The sequence below is a fragment of the Microbacterium murale genome, assembly GCF_030815955.1.
Lineage (GTDB): Bacteria > Actinomycetota > Actinomycetes > Actinomycetales > Microbacteriaceae > Microbacterium > Microbacterium murale_A.
Map to the genome: position 1 here is coordinate 1131904 of NZ_JAUSXK010000001.1, position 18113 is coordinate 1150016.

Sequence of the window (18113 nt, forward strand, 5' to 3'; positions counted from 1 at the left end):
TCGTTACAGGTTCGGATTCGGCTAATGTAATGACAGGACTCGGCCCGTGTCAAAGCGCCGTCGACGACGCGTGCCGAATACGCGCTCGAAGACGACGAGTGTCGAAGAAGATCAGGAGCCCCATGACCCTCTCACCCCCCGAAGGACGCACCGGCGTCGTCATCGTCGGCAGCGTCACGGCGGACGTGACCACGTTCTCCCGGCGCCTTCCCGCGCGCGGCGAGACGATACTCGGAGATCAGTTCACCCTGATGCTCGGAGGCAAGGGTGCCAATCAGGCGGTGGCGGCGGGCCGCGCCGGCGCCAGGACGAGTTTCGTCGGATGCGTCGGCGACGACCTCTTCCACGACCTCGTCGTGAACGGGCTGACGGATGCCGGCGTCGATCTCACGCATCTGCGCACGGTGAAGGGCCCGACCGGCGTCGCGCATATCCGCGTCGACGCCTCCGCGCAGAACGACATCGTGATGGTGCCGCTCGCCAACGCCGAGTTGAACACCGGGCAGATCGACGCGGCGCTTGACGCGCTCGCTGCGACGTCATCCGTGCTGCTCACCCAGCTCGAGACGCCGTCGGCACTCACCGCGCACATCACCGCCAGGGGCCGCGAACTGGGCTTCACGGTGATCCTCGATCCCGCGCCCGCTGCACCGCTGCCCGCCGAGGTGTGGGGCAACATCGACATCGTCACCCCGAATGAGACGGAGGCATCCGTGCTCAGCGGCATCGAGGTCACGGATGCCGAGACCGCCGAACAAGCCGGACGCTGGTTCCTCGATCACGGCGTCGGCGCCGCAGTCATCACCCTCGCCGCACAGGGCTCGTGCGTGGTCACAGCCGACGGCGCGACACTCGTGCCGCCGCTTCCGGTGGAGGCCATCGACACGACCGCGGCCGGCGACGCCTACGCCGGGTACCTCGGCGCCGCGCTGGCGAACGGGGCGTCCCTGCCCGATGCCGTCCGACTGGCCACGGCGGCCGGTGCCCTCACCGTCACAAAGCAGGGCGCCTCCCCCAGTCTGCCGCTCCGCGCCGATGTCGATGCCTTCCTGGCATCAAGAGTCTGACCGCCAGAAATCCAGGAGAACCGCATGCGAAAGACCGCGACAACGATCAATCCTGCACTCTCGCGCGTGATCAGCGAGACGGGGCACACCGACCTCATCGTCGTGACGGATGCCGGGCTCCCGATCCCGCCCGGATCAGAGCGCATCGACCTCGCCTATCGCGCCGGCGCGCCGGCGTTCTTCGATGTGCTCGACACCGTGCTCGCCGAGCTGGTCGTCGAGGGTGCGACGGTGTCCGCGGAGATCGCCGACCAGAGCCCCGAGGTGCTGACCGGCCTCCGTGAACGACTGCCCGGCATCGAGATCGAACTGGTGCCGCACGTCGAGTTCAAGAAGCGCACGCATGACGCGCGGGCCTTCGTGCGCTCCGGCGAGTTCACCCCGTACGCCAACGTCATCCTGCACGCGGGGGTGGCGTACTAGATGGCCGCCGCCGCTCCGGCCCGACCGGCCCCGACCGACGCGATCGACCGCCACTCGGCGGCTCCCATGTACGACCAGCTGCGTCAGCTGATCGTCGACGGCATCACCAGGGACGGACTGCAACCAGGCGATCCGCTTCCCGGTGAGCACCGGTTGTGCGAGCGGTACGGCATCTCACGCACGGTCGTGCGTCAGGCGCTCGCCCAACTCGAGCATGAAGGACTCGTCGAACGCGTCAAGGGCAAGGGCACCTTCGTGTCCAGGCCGCGCACGAGCGAAGCACTGGTCCACACACTGATCGGCCTGTTCGACGACGTCGAGCGACGCGGCGGTCACGTGCACAGCGACATCCTTCGTCACGAGCGCGAGGAGGCCGATTCCGATGTCGCCGCGGCTCTCGAGGTGCCGGTGGGCTCTCCCGTCATCGCACTGGAGCGACTCCGCCACGTGGACGGCGAGCCGTGGTCGCTGTCCACGACCTGGATGCCGGATGCCGTCGGTGCCCTCACCCTCGACGTCGATCTTTCCGAGGCCTCGCTGTATCGTGTGCTCGCCGAGCACGGCATCCGCGCGACCGACGGCGTGCGCTCTGCCGAGGCGACTGTCGCGACGCACGACCAGGCCCAGCAGCTCGGTGTCAGCGCCGGCTCGGCTCTGCTGCGGCTGCGCAGCATCAGCCGCGACGCGCAGGGCATTCCGATCGAGTACTTCATCGCACTGCATCGCGGGGACCGGTCACGGTTCGAGTTCCAACTGCGCCAGGAGCAGTCGCAGGCGTCGCTCCTGCACGTCGACGGCGACGGCGGAACCTCGCGAGCCGGTACAGTCTCTCTCTGAGGGCGATCGCTTTCCTCGGAAGGGATGATGATGGTCGACGAGCAGCACCACCCGCATGGCGATCCAGCGCCGCCGCTGGCTGACCTCAGCACTCGCCCGAGTCCGGTTCCCGGCCCTCTGACGAAGCCGGCGCCCGTCATCCGCCCGCCGAAGAAGCGCCGACGTTGGATGATCGTCGTGGCCGCCCTGCTCGTGCTGGCTGCACTGATCGCCGGCGGCATCGCGTGGAGCAACTCCATGCAGGCGGCACCGCAGACCTGGCACTCGAACACCGCGCTCGGCGGAGAACACCCTCGGGCGCTGATCTTCACCGACTGATGACGCGGCTACGCTCGGATCCATGACCTCCTGGACCAGCAACGCCATCTCCCTGCTGGAAGCAGACGCCAACCGCAGCGCCGACACCCACCTGCACGTCTTCCCCCTGCCGGTCGAGTGGGGCATCGACCTGTACCTCAAAGACGAGTCAGTTCATCCGACCGGCTCGCTCAAGCATCGCCTCGCCCGCTCACTGCTGCTCTACGGCCTGGTGAACGGACGCATCAACGAGGGCACCACGCTGGTGGAGGCGTCCAGCGGGTCGACTGCAGTGTCTGAGGCGTACTTCGCACGGATGCTGGGACTCGACTTCGTCACGGTCGTGCCGCGTTCGACCAGCCCGGAGAAGATCGAGCTCATCGAGTTCTACGGCGGGCGCTGCCACTACGTCGACCGGCCACCGGAGATGTACAGCGAGGCCGAGCGCCTGGCCGCCGAATGCGGCGGGCATTACCTCGACCAGTTCAGCTACGCCGAGCGGGCCACCGACTGGCGCGGCAACAACAACATCGCCGAGAGCGTTTTCAGTCAGCTCTCGCGCGAGAGGCATCCGATCCCGGACTGGATCGTGGTCGGCGCCGGCACCGGAGGCACGAGTGCGACCTTCGGTCGATACGTGCGCTACCGCCAGCATCCGACCAGAGTCGCCGTGGTCGATCCCGAGGGCTCCGCCTTCTACGGCGGCTGGAGCACTGGCGCAGCCGACTACACGACCGGTACTCCGAGCCGCATCGAGGGCATCGGGCGCCCGCGGGTCGAGCCGTCGTTCGTGCCCGGTGTGATCGACGAGATGCTGCAGATCCCTGATGCCGCGTCGATCGCCGCCATTCGCCTGCTGAAGGAGCGCACCCTGCACTGGGCCGGCGGCTCGACGGGGACGAACCTCGTCGGTGCGTTCCAGCTCATCGCGCGGATGCGCGCTTCCGGAAAGAAGGGCAGCGTCGTCACGCTCATCTGCGACGGCGGGGCCCGCTACGCCGGCACCTATTACTCCGACGAGTGGGTCGCCTCTCAGGGCTGGGACCTCGCCCCCCATCGCGCGCGTATGGACGAGTTCCTCGAGACGGGCGCCTGGAACGAATGAGCGCCGGACTGCCCGCATAACTCCGGAGATTCTCCGCGGATCCGCAGGATCTCGGACTCGAGGCCGCAGATTCGGGCAGTTCCTCCGGAGTTGTGCGGGCCGGACTACGCTGACGGCATGACCACTCTGATCCTCACCGTCGCCGGATCCGACCGCCCCGGCCTCGTCGCCGCCGTCGCCGATGTCGTCGACGGCCACGGCGGCAACTGGGAGAACAGCCAGCTCAGCGAACTCGCAGGGGTCTTCGCCGGCGTCATCCAGGTGTCGGTGACGCCCGAATTCGAGGACGAGCTCACGTCGGAACTGCGCGCCCTCGACGGCCTGCTCACGGTCGCCGTGCACACGGGATCGGACACCGCCGTCGGCACCGCACGACCGGTATCCCTTCAGATCCTCGGCAACGACCGGCCCGGCATAGTCCGCGAGGTCTCTGCGGTGCTGCAGGCCCACGAACTCAGCATCCAGGACATGGCCACCGAGACGAAGGATGCCGCGATGGCCGGGGGCCGCCTCTTCGAGGCGTCCGTGACGGCAGAGGTGCCGGCATCCGCCGACCTCGACGCGCTGCGCGCCGACCTCGAGCGCCTCACATCCGAGCTGCAGGTCGACATCACCCTGACGTGACCACCCGGCACGTCGCCGAGACCCCACATTGCTGCCGAGACCCCAGGCTATAGACGTCAGTAGCCTGGGGTCTCGACGAGAACCTGGGGTCTCGGTGGAGGAAGCTCAGACCAGGCGCGACTTCGGCGAGACCGAGTAGGTGCTCTCGGGGTCACGGTTGACCGTGTCGCCGAGCGCAGCGTCTATCGCAGTCAACGTGTCGGCATCGAGCGTGATGCCGGACGCCTTGACCGTCTCGGCGAGCTGCTCAGGACGGGATGCTCCCACCAAGGCCGCCGCGACGTTCTTGTTCTGCAGCACCCAGGCGATCGCGAGCTGCGGCATCGAGATGCCGGCCTGCTCGGCGATCGGCCCCAGCTTCTGCACGGCGGTGAGGATCTCGTCGCGCAGGAAGCCCTTGATGAAGTCGGCGCCGCTGTGCGGGTCGGTCGCGCGCGAGCCGTCCGGAACCGGCTGGCCGGGCAGGTACTTCCCGCTGAGAACGCCCTGCGCCATCGGCGACCAGACGATCTGCGAGATTCCGAGCTCTTCGGATGCCGGAACGACCTTGCCCTCGATCACCCGGTGCAGCATCGAGTACTGCGGCTGATTGGAGATGAGCTGCACGCCGAGCTGCTTGGCGAGGGCGTGGCCTTCGCGCAGCTGCTCCGCGGTCCACTCGCTGACGCCGATGTACAGCGCCTTGCCCTGCCGGACGACGTCGGCGAACGCCTGGAACGTCTCCTCCAGCGGGGTCTCGTAGTCGAAGCGATGCGCCTGGTACAGGTCGACGTAATCTGTGCCGAGGCGCTTCAGCGATCCGTTGATCGACTCGAGGATGTGCTTACGGCTCAGGCCGGTGTCGTTCGGGCCCTTGGGACCGGTCGGGAAGTAGACCTTCGTGAAGATCTCGAGTCCTTCACGGCGCTGGCCCTCGAGCGCCTTGCCGAGGACGACCTCGGCGGCGGTGTTCGCATACGTGTCAGCGGTGTCGAACGTCGTGATACCGGCGTCCAATGCCGCATGCACAGTCTTCACCGCAGCGTCGTCGCCGACCTGCGAGGCGTGTGTGACCCAGTTGCCGTAGGTGATCTCAGAGACCTTGAGACCGCTGTTGCCGAGATAGCGATAGTTGACCATGACGACAACGCTAGCGGCTGAAGAAACGACAAGGGTCGGCTTCGTCGCAGTGCGTCATCCCTGCGGCGACGACTGATGCTTGCGCAACCAGAACTCGGTCTGTGCGACGTGTCCGGCCGCCGCAGCTGACGCAGCCACAGGGTCGCGCGCTTCGAGACCGCGCAGGATCGATCGATGCCCCGCGTCGGAGAGCAGCTTGATCTGCGCGGCGTCGTCGGTGGTGAAGATCCGGTACGCCCGCGAGCGCGACCGGAGCACATCGAGCAGCGTGGCCAGCGCGTCGTTGCCTGCGATGTCGGCGATCGCCGAGTGGAACTCGTTGTCCAGCTCGGAGAGCGCCTCATCGTCCGTGACGGCCTCCAAGCGATCCAGCAGATCATCCAGTCGCGCGATCGTCTCGGCGTCGACCCTGGCTGCCGCGAGGCTCGCGGCATGCGCCTCGAGAGCGCGGCGCAGTTCGTACAGTTCGATGATCGAGTCCAACGGCAGCAGGCCGACGGTGAGACCGAGCCCTTTGATCAGGTCGGCGGCGTGCAGCTCGGAGACGTAGCTTCCCGAACCGTGCCGCGTGTCGATCACGCCGAGCGCCGACAGTGTGCGGATGGCTTCGCGCAGCGGCCCTCTGGATACGCCCAGCCGTTCGCACAGCTCGCCCTCGCTGGGCAGCCGGTCGCCGGGGCGCAGGTCGCCGTCTGCGATCAATGCACGCAGTCCGTGCAGCGCCGTCTCCATCGCGCCCATACGCCTGCTCTCCCCCGGGCGCTGTGCAGCGCCGACTCACATTCGGAGTCTGCCGTGCAGACACCGATGTACCAAGTTGTATTACGACTTTGCTAAATATACGTCTCAGGATCGCCATTCCGGGCACTGTGTGGCAAAGTTGTGCAACAAGTTCCCCTTCAGATGATCCCCCCGAACGAGGCAACATGCAGCAGCCGACATCCACCATCGCCCCGGTGCAGCTGGCATCAGGCATGCGTGCCCGTGATGCCTGGCCTCTCGATCCTGAGATCATCCACCTCAATCACGGCTCCTTCGGCGCTGTCCCGACCGAGGTCGTCGAGCATCAGAACGAGCTGCGCGCGCAAGCCGATCGCAGCCCCGTCGGGTGGTTCCCCCGCATCGCAGAGCACGTGGCGGACGCTCGCACCGCGGTAGCCCCTTTCGTCGGCGCCCGCGCAGAGGACACGGCGTTCGTGCCGAACGCGTCTGCGGCGGCAACGGTCGTCTACAACAGCCTGCGCCTCGCCACCGGCGACGAGATCCTCGTGACCGACCACGGCTACGGTGCGATCACGATGGGCGCAGCCCGTCTTGCGCGACGCTTCGGCGCCCATGTGCGCGCCGTGCACATCCCGCTGTTCGCCGGCGCCGAAGAGGTCGTCGAGCTGTTCCGCCAGTCGATCACCGCGCGCACACGCCTGATCGTGGTCGATCAGATCACCTCGCCCACCGCCCGTGTGCTCCCGACCGCGGAGATCAGCGCACTCGCACGGGAGCGCGGCATCCGTGTGCTCGTCGACGGCGCGCACGCGCCCGGTCTCGTCGCCGATGCCGCGACGGTCGGCGGCGGCGACTGGTGGTTCGGCAATCTGCACAAATGGCCCTGCGCCCCGCGCGGATCCGCCGTGCTCGTCACGACCGATCCCGACCGCCAGGAGCTGTGGCCGCTCATCGACTCCTGGGGAGCAGCTGAGCCGTTCCCCGGCCGCTTCGACACGCAGGGCACGATCGACGCGACGACGTACATCAGCACTCCTGCCGCGATCGAGTTCATCGAGCGCGAGTACACCTGGGAACGAACCCGCAACACGATGCGCGAGTTCGCCGACGTCGGGGCCCGCATGATCGCCGACGCCGTGCAGCCCTATGTCACGGAGGACGCCCTCGTCCGGCTCCCCGCAGCCGCCGATGCCATGCGACTGATCCGTCTTCCCGACGGACTCGGTAAGACCCGCGAAGAAGCCGACGAACTGCGGATGACGCTGTTCGACCGCGTCGGCGTCGAGACGGCGTTCACGAGCTTCGAAGGCCGCGGCTACTACCGCCTCTCCGTCCACCTCTACACCGAGGTGAGCGACTTCGAAGCCTACGTCGAGCGCTGCATCCCCGAGATCCTCCGCGCGGCCGAGGCAGCAGCATCCTGATCCGAATCCCCGAGAACAAGCACCACACACGAAAGAGGTACGTCATGAAGCGCACTCGTCTGACGACGATCGCCGGCGTGGGCACGGTCGCCCTGCTGGCACTGACCGCATGTTCGGGCGGCGGCTCCGAATCCTCCGCAGAGGGCGGTGACGTCGAACTGCAGATGGTCGAGAGCCTGACCAACCCCGCTCGCACCGAGCTGCTGCGCGGGCTGCTCGACGACTTCGAAGCAGCCAACCCCGGCGTCACGGTCAAGCTGGTCTCACCGCCGACCGAGCAGGCCGACCAGACCATTCAGCAGATGCTGCAGTCCGGTTCCGGCGTCGACGTGCTCGAGGTGCGTGACATCACCGTCGGCCCGTTCTCGAACAACGGCTGGCTGTACGACATGACCGATGACCTCGCGAGCTGGGACGGTTGGGATGCCCTGACCGACAACGCCAAGGCCGCAGCCGAGGGCGACGGCGAGAGCTACTTCATCCCGTACGGCTTCTACGGCCTGTCGTTGTTCTACCGCACCGACCTCGTCGAAGAGGCCGGTTTCGACGGCCCGCCCACGAGCTGGGAAGAGCTGCTCGAGCAGGCATCCGCCATCCAGGATCCGGCGAACAACACCTACGGCTACGCGTTCCGCGGAGGCCAGAACGGCAACACAAACGTCGTCGCCGCCATCGAGGCGTACCTCGTCGACGACCTCGACCCGAGCAACGCCTTCCTCCTCGAAGACGGCTCGACGATCTTCGCGGCGCCAGAGGCGCAGGATGCCGTCGACACGTACTTCGACCTGTTCGAGCAGGGTTCACCACCCTCTGCCGTCTCCTGGGGCTACCCCGAGATGGTCGCCGGCTTCACGAACGGCTCGACCGCCTTCCTGCTGCAGGATCCAGAGGTCATCGCCACCGTGCAGGAGTCGAACCTCACCGAGGACCAGTGGGACACCGCGCCGCTGCTGACCGGCCCCGACGGCAAGGCGGCACAGCCGCTCGCGGTCGCCGGCTGGGGAGTCGCAGAGGCGAGCGAGCACAAAGAGGCCGCCGTCGACCTCGTCGAGTTCCTCTCCTCTGCCGAGCCTGCCACCGAGTTCGCACAGGCCAACAGTCTCGTGCCGATCATCGCCGCAGCATCCGACGACGAGTTCTACTCGACCGGCCCGTGGACGAGCTACGTCACGATGACCGAGAACCCCGACACCTACGTCAACGTGCAGCAGCCGCGTGGCGAGAGCTGGTGGAGCGAGTGGATTCAGAAGTCCGACCAGGACGTGCAGAACGTGCTGCTGGGCAACATGACCACGAAGGAACTGCTCGAGTCGTGGGATGCGTACTGGGTCGAGAAGTACGCCTCTGAAAAGGGCTGACCATGACATTGCTGACACGTTCGGGGCGCTCCACCGGTGAATCCGGTGGAGCCGCCCCGGCGCGGCCGGGAAAGCGTGTCTTCCGCAGCCGGCATGCGTGGACGATCCTCGGTTTCCTCGCCCCCGCCATCCTCTTCGTCTGCTGGTTCACGTACTATCCGATGCTGCAGGGCATCCGAATGGCGTTCCACGACTGGAACCTCTGGGACCTGACGTCGACGCCCTTCGTCGGCTTCGACAATTTCGCGCGCATCTTCAGCGACCCCGTCTTCCCGCAGGTCGCGTGGAACTCCGTGCTCTGGGTCGTCGGCTCCCTGGTGCCGCAGTTCGTCATCGGCTTCCTGATCGCCCTGGCACTTCGCACCCGATTCCGCTTCCGCGGCGTCTACCAGGCGCTGGTGTTCTTCCCGTGGGCTGTGTCCGGCTTCCTGATCGGGATGCTGTTCCGCTGGATGTTCAACGCCGAATTCGGCGTCATCAACGACCTGCTGATGAAGGCCGGGCTCATCGATGCCCCGCTCCCGTGGCTGGCCGATCCGAAGCTCGCGATGGTCGCAGTGATCGTCGCCAACATCTGGTACGGCGTGACGTTCTTCGCGATCATGATCCTCGCCGCCCTCCAGTCGGTACCGGACGAGATGCTCGAGGCTGCGAGCCTCGACGGCGCGGGAAAGCTCCGTCAGCTGTTCTCGGTGATCATCCCCTACATCCGGATGACCCTGATGCTGACGGTGCTGCTGCGCGTGATCTGGATCTTCAACTTCCCCGACATCATATGGGCGATGACCAGGGGCGGTCCGGCGAACCAGACCCACATCATCACCACCTGGATGATCAATTACACCCAGCAGGGCAACTACGGCATCGCCAGTGCGATCGGCTTGATCGTCGTCGGCTTCCTGTTCGTGTTCTGCGCCTTCTACCTGCTGGCGATGAGAAGGGCGAACCGATGAGCGCCACCGCACAGATGGTCCTTCCGACCGGCACGCGTCAGCGGCCGCCCGGACGGCGCAAGAAGAAGGTCTCCGGCCTCGGCATCCTGCGATTCGTCGGGCTCGCCGTCTGGCTGCTGATCACGTTGTTCCCGCTGTACTGGATCGCGCTGACGTCGTTCAAGGCGCCGGCCACGGTCAACGTGTATCCGATCGAGTACTGGCCGAGCCAGCCGTCGATGCAGAACTACGCGAACCTGTTCGAGACGAGCAGCTTCGGGGTGTTCCTGGCGAACTCCGCGATCGTGGCATTGGTCGCCGGTGCCACGAGCACGTTCATCGCGTTGCTGAGCGCTTTCGTGATCGCGCGCTTCGAGTTCCGCAGCAAGGGCGCGGTGCTGATCGCCTTCCTGCTCACGCAGATGATCCCCGCGTTCATCGCGCTCGGACCGCTGTACTCGATGATGGCCGACCTGGGTCTGGTCGACAACAAGTTCGGCCTGATCCTGGTGTACATCGCGATCTGCATCCCGTTCTCCACCGTGATGCTGCGCGGCTTCTTCGAGAACGTGCCGGTGGCGCTCGAGGAGGCGGCGATGATCGACGGATGCTCACGCCTCGGCGCGCTGTTCCGCGTGCTGGTCCCCGTCATGACCCCGGGCATCATCGCGGCGTTCATCTTCAACTTCGTGAACTGCTGGAACGAGCTGTTCCTGTCGGTCGTGCTCATGCACTCCGAAGAGAACCGCACGGTACCGGCGGCGCTGAACGGCTTCATCTCGACGTTCAACGTCGACTGGGGCTCGATGTCGGCTGCGGCCGTCGTCACGATCCTCCCGACGATGGTGCTGTTCGCCCTCGCCAGCAAGTGGATCGTCCAGGGCCTTACGGCGGGAGCCGTGAAGGAGTAGGGCCGCGCCGGCGTCTCAGCATCACAGCAGCTCGCGATACTCCCGCCACGCTTCGCCGAGGCGCCGGATGCCCTCTGTGAGCACGGCATCCGGCGCGGTGAACGGAAGGCGGATGTGATCGTCCGGCGAGGCACCTGCGGCGAACTCGGCGCTGCCGGCGACGGCGACGCCGTGCACGGCCGCGATGCGCGCCAGGGCGTCCGCCGATCCGACGGGCAGCGCCGCCCACAGCGCGAGTCCGCCGCGCGGCTCGCGGAACGTCCAGTCCGGCAGATGCTCGTCCATGAGTCGAAGCAGCAGACGCAGCCTCTCCTGATGCGTGGCCGAGATCTCACGCCGCAGTTCAGCCGCATGCTCGAGCAGATCGCTCGCGAGCAGCTGGGCGGGCACGCTCGTGGACTGGTCGGCCAACTGGCGTGCACCGCGCAAGCGGCGCACCAGCACCGGATCCGCGCGCAGCCATCCGACCCGAAGCCCTGCCCACGCCCACTTGGAGAGGGATTCGACGACGATCACCGGAGCATCCGGCCGCTCGGCGGCGAGCGTCGGCGGCACGACGCCGTCGAACGATATCCCAGCCACGACCCGGTCCTCGATGATCGGCACACCGTACTGTGCCGCGAGATCGGCGACGCGCGTGCGCGAGGCGGCGGACAGTCGAGTGCCGGTCGGGTTCTGATGGTGCGGATTCAGGGCGACCAGCGCCGGACGCATCCGCGCCATCGCCACCTCCAGCGCGGCGACGTCGAGACCGTCCTCTCCCATGGCGATGCCGTGCACGCTGCCCCCGCGCAGTCCGACGGTGTCCGTCACTCCCGGCCAGGTCACCTCCTCGGCGAGCACGACGTCGCCAGGACCGACCATCGCGTTCACGACCAGGCTGATGGCCTGCTGGGCGCCATGGGTCACGAGGATCTGCTCAGGCGTGGTCGGAGTGCCCTCGGCTGTCAGCAGGTCCGCGATCTGCGCACGGAGCATCGGGAAACCGGCCGGATCCGTCTCCGGAATCAGCGCGAGATCCAGGCGCGGCTCGTGCGCGCGGATGATCGCGACCGCCGCGTCGGGGATCTGGGGCACCGTGCGCAGCAGATCGATCGCGTCGGGCAGCGCTGAGAAGAGCGCCTCGCCGCGTCCACCGCGTCCGTTGTCGCGCGCGTGCGCGGCGGACGACCCCGCGATGCGTGTACCGCTGCCCTGGCGCCGCTCCACCGCTCCCTGCTCGGCGAGTGCCGCGTAGGCCGACACGACGGTCCCGCGCGACACCGAGATCGCCGCCGCGAGCGCACGCTCGGCGGGCAGGCGATCCCCTGGGCGCAGTTCTCCGGTCTCGGCGAGGGATCGGATGCGGTGTGCGAGCTGTGCCGACAGCGTGCCGTCGCCATGCGACCAGCGTCCGAGCCTGGCGGCCAGGGCTGCGGAATCGACTATGGCCGTCCGATGGTCCACCAGCCGTTGATTGGCCCTGCCATCTGCGCTCATGAGAGTTCATTCTGGTCCAATGAACCACTCGATCACGACAGATTCACCATTCACTGGGCCAATTTCGAGTGATTGGACTATTGAGGAGCTGCTGGACTGGTTCGCGGAGGACGACGATCGCCTCGGCGACGTCGACCTGCGGGAACCGCTGCTCCTGCTGGAGGAGGCACTCACTGGCCACCACTGGGCCGTCGGGCGCGGGGCGGCGATCACCGGCATCCGCGAGTCGCGCTCGCCCGCGATCGTCAGCCTGGTGCGATCGATCGCTCTGCATTCTCGCGCTCACCCGGCGCTGCGCGCGCGCACACTCGGCGAGGTCGCCTCCGGCGCCACGGCATCCCGGTCGCACGCACAGGCCATCGGGCGCTGAAGACGATCGTCGGTCAAGCCAGGACGCCGGCGCCCGTGCGACCGACCGTGCGCACTGCGATCCTCTCACTGAGCTCGCGCACTTCGGCGGCGAGGAGGTCACGGTGCTTCGTGTCGGACTCGTAGATGTAGGTCGTCGACCCGTGCGTCGCGCCGGAGTACGTCACGATTCCTCGTTCGATCTGGGTACTGACGGCCTGGGGAATGCTGTGCCGCTCAAAGCTCTCCGCATCGTCGCCGGCGACGATGACCAGATGGATCGTCAGGCGATCCAGCATCCCGAACTGCGCGGCCCCCGGCGCTGCGTCGTACGCCCACCCACCGACGAAGACGCGGTCGATCCACCCTTTGAGCAGCGCAGGCATCGACCACCAGTACATCGGGAACACCAGGATCAAGTGGTCTGCACGGTCGACCCGCTCCTGCTCGGCGACGATCTCATCCGGCACCCCGCCCTTGCCGCGGTACAGGTCCAGGTCCGCGGCCGTGAATCGCGGGTCGAAGTTCTCGGCCGCGAGGTCGGCGAATTCGACTTCGCCGCCCGCAGCCTGGATCGCATCGAATGCGGCACGGGCGGCGTTATGGGTCAGCGAGGTGCGATCGGCATGCGAGACGACGACGAGACTGCTCATGGACTTCCTCCGGTAAGGTTGTTATGTACGAAGCGTAGGTTACCAATAGTACATAAGCGGAGGAGGCGTCGGGTGACTCGACGGAGATTGTCTCGCGCCGACAGGCACAGCCAATTGATCGAAGTCTCGTGGGCGCTGGTCCGATCCGAGGGGGCGGATGCGCTGACCCTCGGCCGACTCGCTGAGCGCGCCGGCGTCGCGAAACCCGTGGTCTACAGTCACTTCGCCTCCCGCGCCGCTCTGCTGGCCGCCCTCTTCACGGAGTTCGACGATCGCCAGACGGCGATGCTCGAGGAGTACCTGAACGCCGCCGACACGACTCTGCACGGCCGCGCGAGCGCCATCGCGGACTCTTACGTCGAGTGCGCGCTCGCTCAGGGGCGGGAGCTGACCGGCGTGCTCGCCGCGTTGGAGGGCTCGCCGGAGCTCGAGCAGGTCAAGCGCGAATCCGAGCGCGCATACGCGGAGCGATGCCGCGAGATCCTCGCACCGTACAGCGGTGCAGGCGGGATGAGACCCGCCTCGCTGACCGCCGTCTTCGGTGCAGCGGACGCCCTCTCCCAGGCGGCGGTGGCCGCGGCCCTGCCCGCCGCCCAGGCGAAGGAAGAACTCGCCGCACTGATCGTCACCGTTGCGGGCAGGGACTGACTCCTTCGGCCTGATGCTCAGGTCGCCTGCGGAGTCGGATGCGGGGTCGACTGCTCCGTCACGATCTGCGCGCGGTCTCGGAATCCGTCGGCGGTGACCTTGTCGAGCGCCACCTGCTTCCGAATCGCGACCGTCCGCTCGTACAGCGTCGGCTCGCCGAAGCTGGTGAGAACCTTCACGAGCACCGGCAGCAGTTCGATCATGAAGAACAGCGCGGCGATGAGCCAGTGCGCCCACAGGATCGCGGGCTCCTTCTCGGAAAGACGATTCAGACCGCTGATCTGGCTCAGCAGCCCTGTGGCTCCGGCATTGCCGCCTGCCACGGCATCCGCCCGCGCGTTGTACGCGGCGAGCGCCTGGTCGTAGCTGTCCCTCGCGGCGGGAAGCTGCGAGTTCGCCTGCTCGCGGTTCTGCGACTCGGACGCCGAGGTGTTCTCCTTCGCGGCGGTACCGGCGGACTCCAGCGCATCGTTCGCGTCGCGCTGCTGTGCGGCGAGCGCGTCATACGTCTGCTGCGCTTGCGCGAGCTGCGCCTCTGCGGCATCAGAGCTCGCACCCTCGCCGTTCACGCCGGTGCAGCCCGGCACGGTACCCGCGCCCTCACCGGTGAGCTCGCACTGGTACAGCGCACGCGCCTGATCGATCACGGCCTGCTGCTCGGTCATCTTGGCGTTGAGATCGTCGACGGTCGCCTGGGCGGCGGATTCACTGGCGGATGAGGAGTCGGTGCCGGCGACGATCCCTGTCGCGGCCTGATTCTCCAGCGTCGCGACGCGGTCGGATGCGGCATCCAGTGCCAACTTCTCCGGGCCCGACTCGAGGGCCTCCTGGTCGGACTGCGCCTGGACGATGTTCGTCGCGGCGACCTCGCGGGAGATGTCGTTGTGGAAGATCTGCAGCACGAGCGGCTCTGCGACGACGAAGCCGATGATCACGGCCATGATCACGCGCGGGATGGCGAGCCCGATGAGCTTCCAGATGTTCCGCGTCGACGTCATGGTCGAAGTGAGGAAGCGGTCGAGATTGAAGATGATCAGGGCCCATACGAGCGCTAGAGGAATCGCCAACCAGATGATCGCCTGCACACCGGTCGTGAGAGCGAAGAGCATCGAGATCGCCGAGACGAGAGCGGTGCCGGCGAGCACGAAGAACATCTGCACGAAGCGCGAGGTCTCGCCCTGGACCCGGTCGAGGATCTCTCCGTCTGCACCGCCCAGGATCGCGAGCGTGCGCAAGCGCGAACCCGGTGTGCGAGGACGACGCGGCCGGCGGACGCGCTGCTTGCGGGCGGGCTTCACCCGCGTTGCAGCAGTGGGTGCGGCATCGGGCTCCACCGGAGTCGGGCGCTGAGGCGTCGCCCCGATGAATGGCTCGTCATCGACGGGCGTGGAGTCGGCTGCGGGTGCTTCGTCAACGGGCGTGGATTCGTCGGCAGCGGGCGTCGAGTCGGAACCCGTGGGTTCGAACTCGCGCAGGAAGTCGAGATCATCGGTGTCGACGTTCGAGTCGTCGTCGAGGATGATCTGACCCTGCGAGTCGAGTCGACCCGGTCGATGGGCGGAGTAGGGCATCAGGACAACTTACGAAAGGTCGCCTGTGGACTCAGTGCAAAACTCCTGGATGACGTTCACAGGTTCGGGCGCAGCGAAGCGATCAGACGAGCCGATCGACAGCCGCATCGAGCGCGGCCAGCGCAGCGTCGAGCGTCAGGTGCCCGGCGGCCGCAAGCGTGCCGAGCCCGTGCGCGAGACCCCATAACGCGGCGACATCCTCGGGCGCATCGAGCCCGTTCGCCACCGCGGCGGCCGCCAGGACAGCCTCCAGTTCCTCGATGAGAGGCGCCATGATCTCCGTCGGCGCGCCCGGTACGCAGACCGTCGGATCGTAGATCACGTCGAAGGAATTCGGATGCTCGGCCGCGAAGCGGATGTATGCACCCCCCGCCCCGACGAGCTCTCCACGGGGATCGCTCGCCACCGCTCCCCGACGAACAGTGTCGACGAGTTCGGCCATGCTGCGCTCGGCAAGCGTCTTCAGCAGACCTCGTCGGTCGGTGAAGTGGTGATACGGCGCGTTGTGGCTCACGTCGGCTGCGCGCGCCACTTCCCGAAGGCTGATCTCGGCGGCCGGCGTCCGTTCCAGCAGCTGCATGGCTGCAACCTCGAGTGCCCGCGCCAGGTCACCGTGGTGATAGCCGGTCTTCGAACTTGACATGAGCAACATTCTTTCCTATCTTGACAGTGTCCACCAATTAGACAGTGTCAAGATAGGAATCATCCATGTCGTCCGCTCTCGTCATCGACGGCCACCCAGACGCGGAATCCCTCACCTCATCCCTGGCGCAGCGCTACGTCGCCGGATATGGGAATGCTCGGCTGCTCGCGCTTCGCGACCTCGAGTTCGATCCGCACATGCGGTTCGGCTATCGACAGCGCATGCCTCTGGAACCTGACCTCGCAGACGCGAAGCGGGCCATGCGGGAGGCGAAGACGATCATCATCACGACTCCGCTGTGGTGGGGATCAGTTCCGGCTCTGCTCAAGGGCTTCTTCGACCGCGCCCTGCTGCCTCAGCAGGAGTACCGCTACAACTCGCACGGGCTCCCGGAGGGACTGCTCAAGGGGCGGCGCGGACGGATGTTCCTCCTCGCCGACACTCCGTGGTACGCCGCTCCCGTCCTCGGGCTCCCCGCCGCCACGCACGTCGCGAAGAACACCATGAAGCTCTGCGGCGTCCGACCTTTCCAGGTGCATCGCCTGCTCGGCGTCCAAGGCGCCGACGATGCCAAGATCGCGAGATGGCTCGAAGGCGTGGAGCGCACCGGGGCGTCAGATGCTCGGAGAGACGCCGATCGGCCGAACCCTCAGGCCATCGCCGCGGACGCGGCCTCGTCCTCGGTGGTCGCGACGAGCTGACCGCATGCACCGTCGATCTCCTTGCCGCGGGTGTCGCGGAGGGTCGTCGGCACGCCGGCATCGTTGAGGCGGCGCACGAACTCGTTCGTGACCTCGCGGGTGGATGCCGTCCACACCGACTCCGGGGTCGGGTTCAACGGGATGGGGTTCACATGCACCCAGCCGCGCCCGCGGGCGTTGAGCTTCTCCGCCAGGAGGTCGGCGCGCCACCCGTGGTCATTCATGTCCTTGATGAGTGCGTACTCGATCGAGACGCGGCGGCCGGTCTTCTCGTAGTACCCGTACGCGGCATCCAGCGCCTCATCGACCTTCCACTTCGAGTTCACCGGGATGAGCTCGTCGCGCAGGTGATCGTCAGGGGCGTGCAGCGACAGCGCGAACGTGACGGGGATGCCCTCGTCGGCGAGCTTGCGGATGGCCGGGACGAGGCCGACCGTCGACACCGTGATGCCACGAGCGCTCATGCCGAGGCCGTGCGGCTGCTCTGCGACCATCGTGCGCACGGCATCCATCACGCGCTTGTAGTTGGCGAGCGGCTCGCCCATTCCCATGAAGACGATGTTGGAGACGCGCTCCATACTGTGGTCGTCGGCCTTCTTGCCGCCGAGACCACCCTCGGCGATCAGCCGGTTCGCGCGGACGATCTGCTCGATGATCTCGGCAGACGACATGTTGCGGGTGAGCCCGGCCTGGCCGGTGGCGCAGAACGGACAGTTCATGCCGCAGCCGGCCTGGCTCGACACGCACAGCGTGATCCGGCCGGGGTAGCGCATGAGCACCGACTCGACGAGAGCACCGTCGTGCAGTCGCCAGAGGAACTTGATCGTGTCGCCCTTGTCGGTCTCGAGACGGCGCACCTCGGTGAGCAGCGGCGGCAGCATCCCGGCGACGAGCTCCTCGCGCTGGGCTGCGGGGAGGTCGGTCATCTCGGCGGGGTCGGACGTGTAGTGCGTGAAGTAGTGCGTCGACAGCTGCTTCGCGCGGAACCCCGGGAGGCCGAGCTCCTTGACCTTCTCGATGCGCTCTTCGACCGTGAGGTCGGCGAGGTGCACCGGGGGCTTGCCGCGCTTGGGGCTCGCGAACTGCAGCAGCGGACGTCCGCTCTCGTCTTTCTTCTGGGTCCAGCCTTCGGTACGGGGGCGCACCTGCGTGGCGGCATCCGTTTTCGGGCGTGCGGGACCCGTCGAGCGGATGCGGGAGGACTCAGTCATGCTTCCAAGGGTACGCGGTGGCGGGTGGGAAGCGGCTGG

Annotated in this window: 20 protein-coding genes; 13 read left to right on the top strand and 7 right to left on the bottom strand. The window is 67.1% G+C overall.

Annotation, left to right across the window (positions count from 1 at the left end; genetic code table 11):
* Positions 1–122: 122 nt before the first annotated feature.
* The 6 genes from QFZ46_RS05550 (at position 123) to QFZ46_RS05575 (ending at position 4353) form a co-directional block, all read left to right on the top strand.
* Positions 123–1067: a ribokinase gene (locus QFZ46_RS05550; RefSeq protein WP_307359169.1), complete on the top strand. Its 945-nt coding sequence runs from the start codon at positions 123–125 to the stop codon at positions 1065–1067.
* A 24-nt stretch (positions 1068–1091) separates the two neighbouring features.
* Positions 1092–1490, top strand: a complete 399-nt coding sequence (gene rbsD, locus QFZ46_RS05555) for a D-ribose pyranase (RefSeq protein ID WP_307359171.1) — start codon at positions 1092–1094, stop codon at positions 1488–1490.
* Positions 1491–2327, top strand: coding sequence for a GntR family transcriptional regulator (locus QFZ46_RS05560; RefSeq protein WP_307359173.1), 837 nt, complete (start codon positions 1491–1493; stop codon positions 2325–2327).
* Positions 2328–2357: 30 nt separating this feature from the next.
* On the top strand, positions 2358–2645 hold the full coding sequence (locus QFZ46_RS05565) for a hypothetical protein (protein WP_307359175.1): 288 nt from the start codon (positions 2358–2360) through the stop codon (positions 2643–2645).
* A 22-nt stretch (positions 2646–2667) separates the two neighbouring features.
* Positions 2668–3729: a PLP-dependent cysteine synthase family protein gene (locus QFZ46_RS05570; RefSeq protein WP_307359177.1), complete on the top strand. Its 1062-nt coding sequence runs from the start codon at positions 2668–2670 to the stop codon at positions 3727–3729.
* A gap of 117 nt (positions 3730–3846) precedes the next feature.
* Positions 3847–4353: a glycine cleavage system protein R gene (locus QFZ46_RS05575; protein WP_307359179.1), complete on the top strand. Its 507-nt coding sequence runs from the start codon at positions 3847–3849 to the stop codon at positions 4351–4353.
* Positions 4354–4458: 105 nt separating this feature from the next.
* Here the strand turns inward: QFZ46_RS05575 and QFZ46_RS05580 are convergent, their stop codons facing one another.
* Positions 4459–5472 (bottom strand): aldo/keto reductase family protein, encoded by a 1014-nt coding sequence (locus tag QFZ46_RS05580; RefSeq protein ID WP_307359180.1) that lies wholly within the window; start codon positions 5470–5472, stop codon positions 4459–4461.
* A gap of 54 nt (positions 5473–5526) precedes the next feature.
* The gene (locus tag QFZ46_RS05585; protein ID WP_307359183.1) at positions 5527–6213 is read right to left on the bottom strand and encodes a FadR/GntR family transcriptional regulator; all 687 of its coding nucleotides are present in this window, start codon (positions 6211–6213) and stop codon (positions 5527–5529) included.
* 185 nt (positions 6214–6398) lie between these two features.
* Here QFZ46_RS05585 and QFZ46_RS05590 point away from each other — a divergent pair, with 185 nt between their 5' ends.
* Genes QFZ46_RS05590 through QFZ46_RS05605 form a run of 4 tightly spaced genes read left to right on the top strand, consistent with a single transcriptional unit; the run spans position 6399 to position 10820 of the window.
* Positions 6399–7619 carry an aminotransferase class V-fold PLP-dependent enzyme gene (locus QFZ46_RS05590; RefSeq protein ID WP_307359186.1) on the top strand — a complete coding sequence of 407 codons (1221 nt, stop codon included), beginning with the start codon at positions 6399–6401 and terminating at the stop codon, positions 7617–7619.
* A 44-nt stretch (positions 7620–7663) separates the two neighbouring features.
* On the top strand, positions 7664–8977 hold the full coding sequence (locus tag QFZ46_RS05595; protein ID WP_307359189.1) for an ABC transporter substrate-binding protein: 1314 nt from the start codon (positions 7664–7666) through the stop codon (positions 8975–8977).
* Positions 8978–8979: 2 nt separating this feature from the next.
* Positions 8980–9930, top strand: a complete 951-nt coding sequence (locus QFZ46_RS05600) for a carbohydrate ABC transporter permease (RefSeq protein ID WP_307359191.1) — start codon at positions 8980–8982, stop codon at positions 9928–9930.
* Positions 9927–10820: a carbohydrate ABC transporter permease gene (locus tag QFZ46_RS05605; RefSeq protein WP_307359193.1), complete on the top strand. Its 894-nt coding sequence runs from the start codon at positions 9927–9929 to the stop codon at positions 10818–10820. Before QFZ46_RS05600 ends, QFZ46_RS05605 begins: the two co-directional genes overlap by 4 nt.
* A gap of 21 nt (positions 10821–10841) precedes the next feature.
* On the opposite strand, the gene QFZ46_RS05610 is transcribed toward QFZ46_RS05605, so the two are convergent.
* Positions 10842–12299 carry an aminotransferase-like domain-containing protein gene (locus QFZ46_RS05610; protein WP_307359196.1) on the bottom strand — a complete coding sequence of 486 codons (1458 nt, stop codon included), beginning with the start codon at positions 12297–12299 and terminating at the stop codon, positions 10842–10844.
* Positions 12300–12318: 19 nt separating this feature from the next.
* Here QFZ46_RS05610 and QFZ46_RS05615 point away from each other — a divergent pair, with 19 nt between their 5' ends.
* Entirely contained in the window at positions 12319–12669 is a 351-nt protein-coding gene (locus tag QFZ46_RS05615; protein WP_307359200.1) for a hypothetical protein, read from the top strand.
* A 13-nt stretch (positions 12670–12682) separates the two neighbouring features.
* Here QFZ46_RS05615 and QFZ46_RS05620 read toward each other — a convergent pair whose 3' ends face one another.
* Positions 12683–13300, bottom strand: a complete 618-nt coding sequence (locus QFZ46_RS05620) for an NAD(P)H-dependent oxidoreductase (protein WP_307359202.1) — start codon at positions 13298–13300, stop codon at positions 12683–12685.
* A 114-nt stretch (positions 13301–13414) separates the two neighbouring features.
* On the opposite strand from QFZ46_RS05620, the gene QFZ46_RS05625 reads away from it, so the two are divergent.
* Positions 13415–13948: a TetR/AcrR family transcriptional regulator gene (locus QFZ46_RS05625; protein ID WP_307359205.1), complete on the top strand. Its 534-nt coding sequence runs from the start codon at positions 13415–13417 to the stop codon at positions 13946–13948.
* 17 nt (positions 13949–13965) lie between these two features.
* Here QFZ46_RS05625 and QFZ46_RS05630 read toward each other — a convergent pair whose 3' ends face one another.
* Complete coding sequence (locus tag QFZ46_RS05630; protein ID WP_307359208.1) at positions 13966–15519, bottom strand: DUF4407 domain-containing protein; 1554 nt, start codon at positions 15517–15519, stop codon at positions 13966–13968.
* An 82-nt stretch (positions 15520–15601) separates the two neighbouring features.
* Complete coding sequence (locus tag QFZ46_RS05635) at positions 15602–16162, bottom strand: TetR/AcrR family transcriptional regulator (RefSeq protein WP_307359211.1); 561 nt, start codon at positions 16160–16162, stop codon at positions 15602–15604.
* Positions 16163–16227: 65 nt separating this feature from the next.
* Here QFZ46_RS05635 and QFZ46_RS05640 point away from each other — a divergent pair, with 65 nt between their 5' ends.
* On the top strand, positions 16228–16863 hold the full coding sequence (locus tag QFZ46_RS05640) for an NAD(P)H-dependent oxidoreductase (RefSeq protein ID WP_307359214.1): 636 nt from the start codon (positions 16228–16230) through the stop codon (positions 16861–16863).
* On the opposite strand, the gene rlmN is transcribed toward QFZ46_RS05640, so the two are convergent.
* Positions 16812–18074, bottom strand: a complete 1263-nt coding sequence (gene rlmN / locus QFZ46_RS05645) for a 23S rRNA (adenine(2503)-C(2))-methyltransferase RlmN (protein WP_307359217.1) — start codon at positions 18072–18074, stop codon at positions 16812–16814. The two genes, QFZ46_RS05640 and rlmN, sit on opposite strands and share 52 nt — an antisense overlap.
* Between the last annotated feature and the right edge of the window lie 39 nt (positions 18075–18113).

What these genes read in the sequence shown, in the direction of transcription:
- QFZ46_RS05550 (WP_307359169.1), top strand. Translation starts at nt 123, where the DNA reads ATGACCCTCTCACCCCCCGAAGGACGCACCGGCGTCGTCATCGTCGGC.
- rbsD (WP_307359171.1), top strand. Translation starts at nt 1,092, where the DNA reads ATGCGAAAGACCGCGACAACGATCAATCCTGCACTCTCGCGCGTGATC.
- QFZ46_RS05560 (WP_307359173.1), top strand. Translation starts at nt 1,491, where the DNA reads ATGGCCGCCGCCGCTCCGGCCCGACCGGCCCCGACCGACGCGATCGAC.
- QFZ46_RS05565 (WP_307359175.1), top strand. Translation starts at nt 2,358, where the DNA reads ATGGTCGACGAGCAGCACCACCCGCATGGCGATCCAGCGCCGCCGCTG.
- QFZ46_RS05570 (WP_307359177.1), top strand. Translation starts at nt 2,668, where the DNA reads ATGACCTCCTGGACCAGCAACGCCATCTCCCTGCTGGAAGCAGACGCC.
- QFZ46_RS05575 (WP_307359179.1), top strand. Translation starts at nt 3,847, where the DNA reads ATGACCACTCTGATCCTCACCGTCGCCGGATCCGACCGCCCCGGCCTC.
- QFZ46_RS05580 (WP_307359180.1), bottom strand. Translation starts at nt 5,472, where the DNA reads ATGGTCAACTATCGCTATCTCGGCAACAGCGGTCTCAAGGTCTCTGAG.
- QFZ46_RS05585 (WP_307359183.1), bottom strand. Translation starts at nt 6,213, where the DNA reads ATGGGCGCGATGGAGACGGCGCTGCACGGACTGCGTGCATTGATCGCA.
- QFZ46_RS05590 (WP_307359186.1), top strand. Translation starts at nt 6,399, where the DNA reads ATGCAGCAGCCGACATCCACCATCGCCCCGGTGCAGCTGGCATCAGGC.
- QFZ46_RS05595 (WP_307359189.1), top strand. Translation starts at nt 7,664, where the DNA reads ATGAAGCGCACTCGTCTGACGACGATCGCCGGCGTGGGCACGGTCGCC.
- QFZ46_RS05600 (WP_307359191.1), top strand. Translation starts at nt 8,980, where the DNA reads ATGACATTGCTGACACGTTCGGGGCGCTCCACCGGTGAATCCGGTGGA.
- QFZ46_RS05605 (WP_307359193.1), top strand. Translation starts at nt 9,927, where the DNA reads ATGAGCGCCACCGCACAGATGGTCCTTCCGACCGGCACGCGTCAGCGG.
- QFZ46_RS05610 (WP_307359196.1), bottom strand. Translation starts at nt 12,299, where the DNA reads ATGAGCGCAGATGGCAGGGCCAATCAACGGCTGGTGGACCATCGGACG.
- QFZ46_RS05615 (WP_307359200.1), top strand. Translation starts at nt 12,319, where the DNA reads ATGAACCACTCGATCACGACAGATTCACCATTCACTGGGCCAATTTCG.
- QFZ46_RS05620 (WP_307359202.1), bottom strand. Translation starts at nt 13,300, where the DNA reads ATGAGCAGTCTCGTCGTCGTCTCGCATGCCGATCGCACCTCGCTGACC.
- QFZ46_RS05630 (WP_307359208.1), bottom strand. Translation starts at nt 15,519, where the DNA reads ATGCCCTACTCCGCCCATCGACCGGGTCGACTCGACTCGCAGGGTCAG.
- QFZ46_RS05635 (WP_307359211.1), bottom strand. Translation starts at nt 16,162, where the DNA reads ATGTCAAGTTCGAAGACCGGCTATCACCACGGTGACCTGGCGCGGGCA.
- QFZ46_RS05640 (WP_307359214.1), top strand. Translation starts at nt 16,228, where the DNA reads ATGTCGTCCGCTCTCGTCATCGACGGCCACCCAGACGCGGAATCCCTC.
- rlmN (WP_307359217.1), bottom strand. Translation starts at nt 18,074, where the DNA reads ATGACTGAGTCCTCCCGCATCCGCTCGACGGGTCCCGCACGCCCGAAA.